This window comes from Pseudoalteromonas sp. UBA2102 (genome assembly GCF_002331165.1).
GTDB classification, from domain to species: domain Bacteria; phylum Pseudomonadota; class Gammaproteobacteria; order Enterobacterales; family Alteromonadaceae; genus Pseudoalteromonas; species Pseudoalteromonas atlantica.
In genome coordinates this window covers 15,145-28,175 of record NZ_DCYU01000059.1, presented here as the reverse complement: position 1 = coordinate 28,175, position 13,031 = coordinate 15,145, and the positions used below count along the sequence as shown (strand labels likewise).

Genomic DNA, 13,031 nt, shown 5'->3' with positions numbered 1-13,031 from the left:
GACGCGCCAAAAGACCCACAATTTGTTTAAACTTTAATGCCATATAAAATTTAAGGCACTTAGCTTGCTTTAGCTAAGTGCTTTTTTCGTGGTAAAAAACCAGTAACCAACATAGTGCCCACAATAACAAATAATGCGCCGAGTAACGTGTTTGGCCCTATTTGCTCATCTAAAATTAAATGCCCCCAAAAAATGCCAAATAGCGGAATTAAAAACGTGACCGTTAAAGCTGAGGTTGGGCCTATATCGTCAATAAGTTTAAAAAATAAAATATAAGCAAGTGCGGTACACACCACGCCAAGTGCTAATACGCTAAGCATAACGTTGGTACTAGGTACTTCGCGCATTGGCATAAAAAGTATAAGGGGCAGTACTATAAAGCTGGCTGCCCACATAGAGCCGTGTGCGTTATCGAACGGAGCAAGCTTTGGGGCATTTTTTGTATAATGGGATGCAATGGCATAACACAGGGAGGCGCTTAGCGCTGCTGCAATAGCAATAAGTGACTGACTATTCAATACAAAATGATTTTGCCCAACTAAAATTGCCACGCCTATTAAACCCAACAGCAAACCTAACACCATGCTTTTAGTCGGTTTGGTTTTGCTCCAAATTATACCCACCACCGCGCCCCATATGGGCGTTGTAGAATTTAAAATAGATAAAGTAGAGGCGCTAATCGTTTGCGCGGCATAAGCAAACAGTAAAAAGGGTAGGGCGGAGTTAAGTGCGCCAATTATAAAAAAGTGCTTTGTGTGCTTAGTAAACGCCAAGCGGCGTTTTAAGTACAGCGCCACAATAAAGAGGGTGAGTGCGGCAAAGCCAACTCTAAACTCTATTAACACTGCTGGGCCTAAGCTGTTTGCTGCCATTCGCATAAATAAAAATGACGCGCCCCAAATTGCAGCCAGAAAAAATAACCGAAGTAAACTTGCTAAGCTCATGATAGTATTTTAATTATACAAATTAATTTACAGAGTAACAGGCTTTGCATTAACTGTAAGCCAGATTCGGTACTCGCATATAAAAATAATAAAAAAGGAATAGTCATGAGCCGATATTTACTGATCACAGCAATTATGGGAGTGGGTTTATTAAGTGGTTGTGGGTCTACGCCTATTAATTTATACGATGATATAACCATGAAAAAACATGAGTACAATGGCATAAAAGCGTATAAAAAAGGTGATTATAAACAAGCTTTTATGTATCTAAAAGACCCTGCAGCACTTGGCTATAAAAGCGCGCAATACACATTGTCGTTTATGTTTTTAAAAGGGCAGTACTTAACACAATCCACTAACATGGGTATGGGGTGGCTAGGCGTTGCAAAAGAGGCTGGAGTTAAAAGTTGGCAGGCGCAATACAATACCTTTTATAACGCAGCCACTTCGGCGCAACAGCTTAAAATAGACGAAACCGTTGCGTTGTACATAAGCCAATATGGCAGTAAAGCACAAAAAATGACGTGCCGTCGCTCAACAACCCCAAGACGCACGTTTGGCGAGATTAAAATTGATTGTAACAAACACGATGGCACTGTGACTAAATACGAAGTGCAAACAAAAGAGTAATGCTAAGCGGTGGCTTGTTTTTGTTCAAAGTCACTTTTTACAATTTCGAGCGCTTTTAATACATCCTCTGGAGCAACCTCGTGCTGCTCCAAAAGCATAATTAAATCTACTGCCAGTTTTACATGTGTAGGGGCATTATCAAGTGGGCTGGTCATCTAAATCTTTCTTTTTTGAAATTTGGCTAATAGCAACGTCTATAGCGGTTTGTACGCGCTCTTCCATGTGAATACGTTCACTTTGTGGTAAATAAAAGGCCATATCTACATCGTATCTAATATAACGTGGCGGCAATTGATTAAGTACCGTGCAACAAAAATCGGCCATTACATCTTCACTGTAAACTTTATCTAGTTTACGTTTAATGATTTCTTCAACCACAATTTTTTCGTAAAAGTTATGTATGTCGTCGTGCAGTCGCATCGTGCTAGCGCCTTTTATAGAGTCCGTTTATTTGAGTGTATACTAAGCACTAAAATAAATCGATAGCAGCTTTAAATAGTTGTTTATGAACATTAATTAACGCATTTAAATTACGCTGATAACCGCCACCTAAAGCGCACATAAGTGGGATGTTATGGGCTTTGCAGTAGTTAACAATAAAATGATCGCGCGCATAAACCCCTTCAAGCGATACGTTAAATAACCCTAGCTCGTCTTTTTCGTAAATATCAGCCCCTGCGTTATATAAAATAATGTCGGGGTTATGAATACGCACGCAAAATTCGAGGGCTTGTTTTAGCGTTGTTAAGTACTCGGTATCTGATGTGTTGGCAGGTAGGGCGAAGTCGTAATCGGAGTGTTGCTTTAGGCGCGGAAAATTTTGCTCGCAATGAATAGAGCAAGTAACTATAGCGTTATTATGTTGCGTAATTTGTGCCGTGCCATCGCCTTGGTGTACATCACAATCAAATATTAATACGGTATCGGCTTGATTTGTATTGATTAAATGCGCGCTAGCCACAGCCAAATCGTTAAAAATACAAAAGCCACTGCCGTAATCGCTATATGCATGATGATAGCCACCACTTAAATTAGCGCAAAAACCATATTTTAGTGCGTATTCGCTGCCTTGAATACTTGCCCCAACTGAAAGTAGCGTACGCTCTACTAATTCGCGTGAATACGGGAAACCCATCTTTTTAATTGCTTTATTACTGAGCGTGGCGTTTAAAAAATCATTTATGTAATCTTGGCTATGGCACAGTGCAAGCTGCTCGGGCGTAGCTTTGGTTGGTGTATTAAACTGTGTAGCCCCAAAGCCTAAGCGTTCTATTTCTGCTTTTAGCATTTGGTATTTTTGAATAGGAAAACGGTGGCGCTCAGGAAGCGTTAAAGCACTGTAAAGCGGGTGGTAAAAAAGCTGCATTAGCGTAATTGTTGTTTTTCGACTTGTTGAATTTTATCTTCGGTGGCCGAAATAGCTTTACGGCAGCGGCCTAAACGAGCATGCGTGGTTAAAATTTCCATATTAAGTTTTTGCGCTTGCGCTGGGCTGGCTTTTTCCATTTGTAGTTTACGCTCTTCAATCATTAACACTAAGCGTCGTTCAAACTCGTGGTTTTGTTTAAGCTCGTCGTATAGCTCGTGCGACGATTGCATTATTTTTTTTACGGCTTGCTTATAAACCGTATTTTTTGGCCTAGGTTTGTACTGGCTTTTGTTTTCTTTTGCCCAGATGGGGGTCGATTTAATAACACTAAATACAGCTTGTACTTGATTACCTATGCGCTCGAGTGCATAAGCATAAGCATGGCGGTGTTCACTTGGTGGTAAGCTGGTAATTTCGTCTTCAATTTCTGCTACGTAGTCAGTTAAGTTCATGCTTTTAGTACTAAATACGCCGCGGTCAAATAAACTAGGCTGCGCCTGCATATAGCGGTTTTTAGAAAACAACTTTGCGCTATCAAATTGCTCAGCTTGTTGTTTAAGCGTAGCAACTTGTTGGCGTAATTTATCTAACGCGTGTGTTTGCATTTACAAATAAGCCTCGTAAATCAGTTTTAATGCTAGCAGTATAACCATAGTGTTAAAAACAGGGCGAATAAACTTACCGCCAAAGCGAATGGCTGAGTGAGCGCCAATCCAAGCACCTAACATAATAAAAAAGCCCATGATAAGGCCTAATAAAAAGTTTACATGACCAAGTGCCACAAAGGTAATAAGCGATATAAAGTTAGATACAAAGTTCATTGAGCGGGCTAAACCACAGTTAAGCAGTAAGCTCATTTTATAAAATAAACTATTAGATGCGGTCCAAAAAGTACCAGCGCCAGGGCCTGCTACGCCATCAAAAAAACCTAACACTAAACCCTGCAACCACTGCTTTAGTTTAAGTATTGGTGTTATTTTGGGTAAATCATCGCCCTGTGTGGTGCTTAAACTACCAAACAAGCTATAACAGGCCACCATAATAATAATGATAGGCAAAAGCTTATTTAAAAATTCAATACTTAAGTGATCGACTATTAACGTACCAATCACAGCGCCTATGGCTGTAGCTAAAATGGAGTTTGCCCAAAATTTTGGACTAAATAGATTTTTTTTATAATATGTGTAGCTGGCCGTTAATGAGCCAAAGCTTGCCGCAAGCTTGTTGGTGCCAAGCGTTACATGCGGTGGCAAGCCTGCGGTGAGTAGTGCAGGGACTGTTAATAAGCCACCGCCGCCGGCAATTGCATCAATAAAGCCAGCAGCAAGGGCTGCGGCACATAAAACTGCCAGTGTTGTGGGTTCTAAAGCAAGTTCAAACATTAATAATCTATTTGTCTTTTAAAAGGTGGTAAGGTGTCGAGCATGGCTTTGCCGTAGCGCTTGGTAATTAAGCGTCTATCGAGAATGGTTATACGGCCTTCATCGCTCTCTTTTCGCAGCAGTCTACCACAGCTTTGTACCAATTTCTTTGCTGCATCGGGCACCGTAATAGACAAAAATGGATTACCGCCTTTACTTTGTACAAATTCGGCTTGGGCTTCTTCTATTGGTGATGTAGGTACTGCAAACGGTATTTTTGTAATTATTAAGTTTTCTAAATATTTACCAGGTAAATCAAGCCCTTCTGAGAGGCTTTGCGTACCAAATAAAATACTACCTTTACCGCTATCAATATTTTGGGTGTGTTTTTTTAATAATGCCTCGCGCGACATTTCGCCTTGCACTAATAAGTTAAAACCTTTTGTTCTAAGAAACTTAGCCACATGGTCCATTTGCCAGTACGATGCAAACAACACCAAATTAGCTTTTTTTGTGTTTAAGTACTCTGGCAAGGTTTGCGCTATATGGTCACTAAATGCTTTGTCGGTTGGCTCAATTTTACTTACCGGAATACGCAAGGTTGCTTGTTTAGGGTAATCAAAAGGTGAGGGCACTTTAATAAACTTAACGCCTTCTTCTTTTGCTAATCCGCTTTCATAGGCAAAGTGGTCAAACGAACCAAGAGCACTTAAAGTTGCCGAGCATAGTACCGCCCCTGCGCATTCATTCCATAGTTTGTCTTTTAAGTAGTAGCCAACTTCGATAGGGCAATCACTTAATAGGTGATCGTGATGGTTTTTATATTCTAAACGTTTGATCCACCTTGCGTGAGGTGTACCTTCGCCTTTATTTGCATAGCTATACCACAGCTTATTTAATTGCTCTAAGCGGTTTATATAGTGCCCGCTTTCGGCTAAGACAGGGTCGGCAACGTAAGGTTTTATATCGCCATCACTTACATCTTGAGTGAGGGTATCGTGCATTTTGTTTAAGCAGCGTAGTGCATCTAGTGTGGCGTCACTTATATCTTTAGCTTTGTTGTGCAATGATTTTGGTATTTCGCCATGCTCAAAACGGTATGTATCGTCTTTTGAGTATTCAAAGTCGGCGTTATCAAGAATATCACGCACCACTTTTAAGTCTTTATTCGCATCGTTAATGCTATCGCACAATTTGAAATTTTGACCAATGGCCTTTTGACCCACTAATACCTTAGACATTTTGCCACTAAATTTGGTGAGCTTATCGAGCCAATCAATGGTGCCTTTAATAGTGGCCGCTGCCGATGAAAAGTCGCGGGTAATATGTGTAAGGTGGTGCGCTTCATCTATTACATAAATGGTATTATCAGGTTCGGGTAAAATTTTACCGCCCCCTAAATCCAAATCTGCCAGTAGCAGTGAATGGTTAATAACAAGCACATCCATTTGCATAAGCTGATTACGAGCAAGCTGAAACGGGCAGGTTTGATGGGCTTTCATTTGGCGTTGGCAAGCGTGTTTATCGCATGCGATTAAGTTCCACACTCTATCGGGTATGGTGTCGGCCCAGCTATCCCTGTCGCCTTGCCATTTTTTATTTACATAGGCATCGTAAAGACCTTTTAAGCATTTAGTTTCCATATCACTTAGCGGCGAGGTAAGTGTGGGCATAAACTCCATTTGCGTTTGGCTATCGCCATTAACAGCGTTATGTAATTTATGGGCACATATATAGCGTTGCCTACCTTTTACTAGGTCAAACTTAAAGTCGAGCCCAGAGTGTTTTTTAAAAAAAGGCAGCTCTTTTGCTATTAATTGCTCTTGAAGGGCCACGGTTGCAGTAGAAATAACCAGCTTCTTTTTTTGAGCAATGGCAAGCGGTAACGCGCCTAAACAATAAGCAAGCGATTTACCAGTCCCTGTGCCAGCCTCAATAACACATATTCGCTGCTTTTTATGGTATTCGCCAGCCAGTGTTTTGGCTATTTCGGCAACAAGGTAGTTTTGGCTACTGCGTGGGCGGTAATCAGTAAGGTTACTAGCCACATGCTGGTGTACTTGCCTAATTGTTTTTTTTAGTTGGTCAGAAAGCATGGGGAGATAAACCTAAAATATGTATATAATTACAGTGTATGGATTTTAGAGTTATAACCGTGTAACTACAAGCAAGGATGAAATTAATTTAGTAAATTAATGCGGCGATTTTTTAAGTTTATAAATTACTCCCTATTATGGCCTGTTTATATTTTGAGGTTGAACAATTTTCAATCCTTAACGTTCATGGCCTTAAAGTAGAAAAACAAAATATAAGTAAGGTTTATTGATAGTGTATTTAACATCTGGTTTTGTACTTTCTGCACAAGCGCACGATAGCGCTCAGGGTTTACAATATGAAATTTGGTTTGCTACCGATAATGGACCAATAAAGACAATTTCTGAGAATGAAACCGCACTATTTTTTATAAAAAACTCAGATACAAAAGCAGCTCAAGCTATTTTATCTGCCGAATCACTAAACTTTTTAATTAAACCTCTTTCACTTAAAAATTTTCAGCAGCAAGATATGTGTGGCTGTTACTTTTACTCACTCAAACACTTTTATAGCGCGAGCAAAGCGTTAAAAAGTCGCGGTATTACACTTTATGAAGATGATATAAGGCCCATTGAGCGTTATTTAATGGAGCGCTTTATTAAAGGCGGGGCGTGGATCACGGGTAAACGAGTGGATCATGCACATTACACTGAAATTTTAGATGCTAAATTAAAAACCAACGCTGACTATACGCCTGTGCTTTCTAAGTTGTCACTTGATATAGAGTGCAATGAAAGTGGGGTGTTGTTTTCTATTGGCTTGGTAGGCTGTGGTTTAGATTGCGTAATCATGATTGGAGAGCCTGAGCATCACGACCCAGTGATTGGTTATACTATTATATGGTGCGCAGACGAGGTTGCACTATTACAGCAACTTGTAACACTTATCAAGCAGTGCGACCCAGATATTATTATTGGGTGGAATGTTATTGAGTTTGATTTTGCAGTTATTTATGAGCGCTCTGTGGCACTTGGGGTAAAACTATTACTAGGAAGAGGAAACCTTCCTTTATATGTTCGAAAAGGCCATTTTACACGGGTTTCTATTCCCGGGCGCTGTGTAATTGATGGCATTGATACTCTAAAAAATGCCACTTATAGTTTTGAAACTTTTTCACTTGCTAATGTAGCTAAAGAAATTTTAGGCGAGTCTAAATTAATTGAATCTAGTAACAGCTTACAAGAAATTATTCGTCAATTTAATGAAGATAAACTCGCGCTCGCTAACTACAATCGGCAAGACTGCATACTCGTTAATAAAATCTTCGATAAGCTAAAACTTCTCGATTTTGCTGTTATTCGCACACAATTAACAGGCCTTGAGCTAGAAAAGCGCGGCGGCTCAGTGGCGGCTTTTGTAAACATGTATTTGCCTTTATTACATCGCAGCGGTTATGTAGCACCTAATATGGGCGACCATGGGCTGACGTTTGAAAGCCCAGGTGGTTATGTTATGGAGTCGGTACCGGGGCTGTATAAAAATGTCATCGTGCTTGATTTTAAAAGCCTGTACCCCAGTATTATGCAAACCTTTTATATAGACCCGCTTGGACTAATAGAAGGGATTGAAAACCCTGAAAACAGTATTGAAGGTTTTAATAACGCATTGTTTTCAAGAGAGCAGCACCATTTACCAGCGCTTATAAAAAGCCTAGCGCTACAGCGCCAGCGGGCAAAAGATAATCACGATTTAATGCTATCCCAAGCGATTAAAATAATAATGAACAGTTTATATGGTGTATTAGGCTCACAAGGCTGTCGTTTTTATGACCCTCGACTCTCAAGCTCTATTACTTTGCGTGGTCATGAGATAATGCTGCAAACTAAAAAGTGGATTGAAGAGCAAGGTTATAGTGTTATTTACGGAGATACAGATTCGACCTTTGTAAAACTAACGGATGATTTAAGTGTTGAGGCCTGTAATAAAATAGGTAAACAGTTAGCTAAACACATAAACACATTGTGGCAGCAAAACATACACGCTAAACATAATTTAACTAGCCATTTAGAAATAGAGTTTGAATCGCTTTACAGCCCATTCTTTTTACCCACCATAAGAGGTAAAAGCGTGGGGTCTAAAAAACGCTATGTGGGGCAGTTAATAAAGCCGGATGAATCAAAATTGGTTTTTAAAGGCTTAGAAACCGTAAGAAGTGACTGGACTAGACTGGCTCAACAGTTTCAATTTGATTTATTTACCCTCCTTTTTGATCAACCAGAGCAAATAAATGACCTTGTACACGATTACATTAGTAAACTTTTACGCGGCGAATTTGATCATTTGCTGGTTTTTAAAAAACGTTTAGGTCAAAACTTAACCGACTATCAAAAAAATATCCCTCCACATGTGCAAGCAGTAAAAAAGTTTCAGAAACAAAATAGTGAATTTACGCTAAAAAGAGGTGAATTTGTTACATTTGTTTACACAACCCACGGTGTTGAGCTGTATCAAGGGCTGCATAGCTACGACTACCCATTGTATATAGACAAACAAATTGTACCTTTATTAGAAATGGTTACGCAATTTGTTAACGTTAACGTAAACAGTTTCGAGCTAAAACAGTTCGAACTATTCTAACTTGTACCTATTAATGCAATTTTTGATTACATAATCTACGCTTTAGCTTTATTTTTGTACAGCTATTCCTCATCTAAGCTAAAAAACAATAAAAAACCCTTTTTTAATTAATATTTGGTTAACAGTAGTTGGCTTTTAGATATTTTTTGTTTAGTATTTGGTTTAGTCGCTGTTAACAAACTGTGACAACAAAAAATAATTAAATAATAGTCGCTTCTAACAAGTGGTGACCCAGGGAGAATCAAATGTTAAATAATAAAGTTTCAAAGGCAGTTCGCTTAGCGATTGCATTTGGTGCAGTATCAACAGCTGCATTTTCGTCAAGTTCATTTGCTGCAGAAGAAGAGTCTGCAGAGAAAGTAGAACGCATCCAAGTAACTGGTTCACGTATCAAACGTACAGATTTAGAGGGTGCTTCTCCGGTAGTATCTATTACTTCTGCTGATATCAAGCTAGAAGGTGACTACACAGTTGCAGATGCACTACGTTCTAGTTCATTAAACTCATTCGGTTCGTTCTCAGAGCGTTCTGGTAGCTCAGCACAATCTCAAGCAACTATCAATTTACGTGGTGCTGGCTCACGTCGTACTTTAGTACTTTTAAATGGCCGCCGTTTCCCAGGTTCACCAACATTAGGTGGTGCTTCTGCTAACCTTAATGCTATTCCAATGGCTGCTGTTGAACGTATCGATATCATGACTGAAGGTGCATCTTCTATTTATGGTTCTGATGCAATGGCAGGTGTTGTTAACGTAATTATGAAAGAGAACTTTGAAGGTTTAACTTTCAACATTGGCGCGGGTCACCGTGACCAAGATGAAGGTACTACTTCTACAGAGTTTTCTGTAGTTGGTGGTGTTTCAAACGATAAAGGTAACATTACATTCTCTTTCGATCACCAATCTCGTAAAGGTATTTCAGATGCTGACCGTGACTACACTAAAGCTCAGCTTGGTGATTTAGACGGTGATGGCGACATTGAAGCTTACACTGCAGATACTGTAGGTTGGTCATACTTTGGCGCTACTGTACTTTCACCTGATTTTTCTACAGCGTCAGCTTCACTTTTATGTGATGATTTAATCTCTGAATACGGTGAAGATACTTTCCGCCGCGTTGATGCAAACGAAGATTGGGGCCCAGGTTCTGAGTACTGTATGTATGCATTCGCTAATGTATCTTACAACACAGCATCAATTGACCGTAACACATTATATGTTAGTGCTAACTACGAGCTAACAGACGACATAGAGTTCTTTGCTCAAACAATGTTTGTACAAAACTCTTCATTTGGTCGTTACGCTCCACCGGCTGCAGCATGGGAAAACATGGCAGCTGATAACCCGCATAACCCATACGGTGAAGACGGTGCATATGGTTTATTCCGTTGGGTAGGTATTGGTACACGTGATGGTAACGTAGATGATTACAACCAAGATTTAACAGCTGGTTTACGTGGTGACTTAGATTGGAACAACGCTTCTTGGGAAGTTTACTACCACCACAATAAAGCAGATAACAAATCTGTAGGTGAGTACTACCTTTCTTACAGTGGTTTAGCATACAACGAAGCTAACGATATCGATTTAGGCTCTGATGAAGGCATTGCCAACATGAAGTCGACTACGTTACAAAACTCAGGCTCTACTTTTGACCAATACTTTGCTGGTTTAGGTTTTGACTTATTTGAACTACCAGGTGGTGCTGTTGCTCACTATGTAGGTGTTGAATATTTTGAACAAACTTACGAAGATATTTACGATGGTCAATCTGAAGCTGGCTTAATCGGTGGCTCTGCTGGTAACTCTTCAATGGGTGACCGTGATGTGACAGCTGTTTTCTTCGAATCAGTACTACCAGTTTCTGATACAGTAGAAGTGAACTTAAAAGCTCGTTACGATGATTACTCTGACTTTGGTGACAACGTTGCTCCAGCAGTATCTGCTCGCTGGCAGGTTGCTGATAACGTAGTGATTCGTGGTTCATACTCTGAGTCGTTCCGCGCGCCAGGTCTAGATTTACTTAATGCAGCACGTACATTCTCTGCTGAATCTGCAATCGATTATAATAACGGTTCTACTACATCACGTCAGTACAACACATACTATACTCAGAACTCAGAACTTGAAGCTGAGACTTCAGATTACATCAACTTAGGTGTGGCATGGGATGTAAACGATAACTTAAGCTTTAAGTTAGATTACTTCCAACTTTCTATTGATAACGTTATTCAGTCTAAATCTCTACAGGGCTTATTATCTGATGAGGCTGCTGGCCTAATCACTGCAGTAGGTGTTGATACAGATACGTCTGATGAAACTTTCTACCTTAAGCGCTCTGCTTCAGGTACGCTAATCGAAGCAGGTACTTCTTACTTTAACGGTGCTGGTTTTGAAATCGAAGGTTTTGATTTCACTATTAATGCAAACGTAGAGACTGATTTTGGTGACTTCCGCTTTAACAATGTTAACAGTGTAACACTTTCATACGATTCTGAAGTGGGTGGTGTTGTACAAGACACTGCTGGTTGGTCTGGCCAACCTGATCTTAAGTCAGTAGCAACAATTTCTTGGTCACTTGATGATCATACAGTATCTTGGAACTCTACTTACACAGCAAGCACGTCTGAAACTGAAGTTGATGAAGATGGCGATGGTTTCTACGAGCAATCAGGTGATTTAGACAGCTGGTTAATCCATAACTTAACTTACAGCTACAATGCAGGTCCTTACGGCGCTGTAACATTTACTGTAAGTAACTTAACTGACGAAGACCCAGTTCTTTCTTCAGCTGGTACATGGGATAACCAAGACCTTTACAACAACTTTGGTCGTGATTACCGTGTAAACTACTCAATTAGCTTCTAATATTAATTAGAAACAGGTTGATATATAGGGCTGAATTTATTCAGCCCTTTTTTTATGGGGATTTTTTATGGAAAATTATTGGAGTGAGTATTGGTCTCAAGGGTATTTAACTTCATTTGGGCAGGATATTAAGAAAAACTATACAGGCAAGCTCAAGCAGAGCTGGACAAGTTTTGCTACTGAGCTTAGTCCACAGTGTAAAATACTAGACATAGGAACAGGCAATGGTGCACTGATACAGCTTATACACGATAGTAGTAAAGATCAGCTGAGCTTTATTGGTATTGATAAAGCAACAGTGGCAAAGAGCGTTACAGGCGTGCCCGACTCTAGTATTTTATCAGATGTAAGTGCAGAGTCCTTACCTTTTGAAAATAATGAATTTGATGCGATAGTGGCTCAATTTGCAATTGAATACAGTGAGCTTTCGAAGAGCATTTCTGAATTATTTAGAGTATTAAAACCGGGTGGGTTATATCAAATTGTTTGCCACGAAATAGATTCAGATATAGTTAAACCAAATGTGCTTATATTGGAGTCTGCTGTACGTGTACGTAGTGACTTGTTAACTCCTTTAAAGCAGCTAATTGATGAGCTGAAAAAAGATGATAATGCTCAGGTTAATAGCTTGATAAAAACAATAAATAACCTTATCCAGCTTGAAAGACAAGTACACCCTCACGCAGTTAATGGAACACAGTATCCCGACTTTTTTCAGTTTATTTTGAATAATAGAAAAATTGATTTAGAACGCGCTTATCAATTATTTACTCAAGAGCTCGAAGGGCTGATCTTTAGGTTAAGTGACTTAAAGCAAGCGGCGTTAAACTCTCAGGATATTAGCCAGTTGTTATTGTTAGGCGATAAAACATTTAAAGAGGCTCTAGTTGACTCTAATAATGAATATATCGGAACGCTTTACAAAGGACGCAAATAGCTAGCCCCATTACTAAAATTTGTTCTGTTCTGCACATTAATAATCTAGCAGCTTTGATGGTATTCCAAAGGCCATACGAGCTGCAGCTCCCGATTCCTTTGCTTTTTGGCGACTTGTTAAACATTGTTCTTGGTCACCTTGTCATTTATAAATTTTAAATTACCTTGTTAACACCTTTAAAAATGTAAATAAGTAGAAGTATTTTACGTTTTATTTTCAAAAATGCATTGTTCCGGTTATTGGTATATTCAT

Annotated in this window: 11 protein-coding genes; 4 read left to right on the top strand and 7 right to left on the bottom strand. The window is 39.5% G+C overall.

Annotated elements, in window-relative coordinates; translation table 11 throughout:
- Nucleotides 1-59: 59 nt before the first annotated feature.
- Nucleotides 60-944: a DMT family transporter gene (locus B2R65_RS07545; protein WP_286741793.1), complete on the bottom strand. Its 885-nt coding sequence runs from the start codon at nucleotides 942-944 to the stop codon at nucleotides 60-62.
- Nucleotides 945-1,049: 105 nt separating this feature from the next.
- Here B2R65_RS07545 and B2R65_RS07540 point away from each other — a divergent pair, with 105 nt between their 5' ends.
- Nucleotides 1,050-1,574 (top strand): sel1 repeat family protein, encoded by a 525-nt coding sequence (locus B2R65_RS07540; RefSeq protein WP_286741792.1) that lies wholly within the window; start codon nucleotides 1,050-1,052, stop codon nucleotides 1,572-1,574.
- A gap of 2 nt (nucleotides 1,575-1,576) precedes the next feature.
- Here the strand turns inward: B2R65_RS07540 and rsmS are convergent, their stop codons facing one another.
- From rsmS to dinG, 6 genes are read right to left on the bottom strand one after another with little or no spacing between them, the layout of a single operon-like run.
- Entirely contained in the window at nucleotides 1,577-1,729 is a 153-nt protein-coding gene (gene rsmS, locus B2R65_RS07535) for a pleiotropic regulatory protein RsmS (protein WP_024033713.1), read from the bottom strand.
- Nucleotides 1,713-1,994 (bottom strand): late competence development ComFB family protein, encoded by a 282-nt coding sequence (locus B2R65_RS07530; RefSeq protein ID WP_004585951.1) that lies wholly within the window; start codon nucleotides 1,992-1,994, stop codon nucleotides 1,713-1,715. Before B2R65_RS07530 ends, rsmS begins: the two co-directional genes overlap by 17 nt.
- A 49-nt stretch (nucleotides 1,995-2,043) precedes the next feature.
- Entirely contained in the window at nucleotides 2,044-2,940 is an 897-nt protein-coding gene (locus tag B2R65_RS07525; RefSeq protein WP_286741791.1) for a histone deacetylase family protein, read from the bottom strand.
- Entirely contained in the window at nucleotides 2,940-3,548 is a 609-nt protein-coding gene (locus B2R65_RS07520) for a primosomal replication protein (RefSeq protein ID WP_286741790.1), read from the bottom strand. Before B2R65_RS07520 ends, B2R65_RS07525 begins: the two co-directional genes overlap by 1 nt.
- Nucleotides 3,549-4,325: a sulfite exporter TauE/SafE family protein gene (locus tag B2R65_RS07515; RefSeq protein ID WP_286741789.1), complete on the bottom strand. Its 777-nt coding sequence runs from the start codon at nucleotides 4,323-4,325 to the stop codon at nucleotides 3,549-3,551.
- Nucleotides 4,325-6,400, bottom strand: a complete 2,076-nt coding sequence (gene dinG / locus B2R65_RS07510; protein WP_286741788.1) for an ATP-dependent DNA helicase DinG — start codon at nucleotides 6,398-6,400, stop codon at nucleotides 4,325-4,327. Before dinG ends, B2R65_RS07515 begins: the two co-directional genes overlap by 1 nt.
- A gap of 232 nt (nucleotides 6,401-6,632) precedes the next feature.
- Here dinG and B2R65_RS07505 point away from each other — a divergent pair, with 232 nt between their 5' ends.
- The 3 genes from B2R65_RS07505 to B2R65_RS07495 all read left to right on the top strand — a co-directional run bounded on the left by B2R65_RS07505 (nucleotide 6,633) and on the right by B2R65_RS07495 (nucleotide 12,779).
- Entirely contained in the window at nucleotides 6,633-8,975 is a 2,343-nt protein-coding gene (locus B2R65_RS07505; protein WP_055255218.1) for a DNA polymerase II, read from the top strand.
- A 245-nt stretch (nucleotides 8,976-9,220) separates the two neighbouring features.
- Nucleotides 9,221-11,842, top strand: a complete 2,622-nt coding sequence (locus B2R65_RS07500) for a TonB-dependent receptor domain-containing protein (RefSeq protein ID WP_064386740.1) — start codon at nucleotides 9,221-9,223, stop codon at nucleotides 11,840-11,842.
- Between the two features lie 67 nt (nucleotides 11,843-11,909).
- A complete protein-coding gene (locus tag B2R65_RS07495; RefSeq protein WP_054982261.1) occupies nucleotides 11,910-12,779 on the top strand; it encodes a class I SAM-dependent methyltransferase in 870 nt (289 codons plus the stop codon).
- Nucleotides 12,780-13,031: the final 252 nt, after the last annotated feature.

Bases quoted from the DNA above. Each gene is read 5' to 3' on its own strand.
- B2R65_RS07545 (WP_286741793.1), bottom strand. From the start codon at position 944: ATGAGCTTAGCAAGTTTACTTCGGTTATTTTTTCTGGCTGCAATTTGG.
- B2R65_RS07540 (WP_286741792.1), top strand. From the start codon at position 1,050: ATGAGCCGATATTTACTGATCACAGCAATTATGGGAGTGGGTTTATTA.
- rsmS (WP_024033713.1), bottom strand. From the start codon at position 1,729: ATGACCAGCCCACTTGATAATGCCCCTACACATGTAAAACTGGCAGTA.
- B2R65_RS07530 (WP_004585951.1), bottom strand. From the start codon at position 1,994: ATGCGACTGCACGACGACATACATAACTTTTACGAAAAAATTGTGGTT.
- B2R65_RS07525 (WP_286741791.1), bottom strand. From the start codon at position 2,940: ATGCAGCTTTTTTACCACCCGCTTTACAGTGCTTTAACGCTTCCTGAG.
- B2R65_RS07520 (WP_286741790.1), bottom strand. From the start codon at position 3,548: ATGCAAACACACGCGTTAGATAAATTACGCCAACAAGTTGCTACGCTT.
- B2R65_RS07515 (WP_286741789.1), bottom strand. From the start codon at position 4,325: ATGTTTGAACTTGCTTTAGAACCCACAACACTGGCAGTTTTATGTGCC.
- dinG (WP_286741788.1), bottom strand. From the start codon at position 6,400: ATGCTTTCTGACCAACTAAAAAAAACAATTAGGCAAGTACACCAGCAT.
- B2R65_RS07500 (WP_064386740.1), top strand. From the start codon at position 9,221: ATGTTAAATAATAAAGTTTCAAAGGCAGTTCGCTTAGCGATTGCATTT.
- B2R65_RS07495 (WP_054982261.1), top strand. From the start codon at position 11,910: ATGGAAAATTATTGGAGTGAGTATTGGTCTCAAGGGTATTTAACTTCA.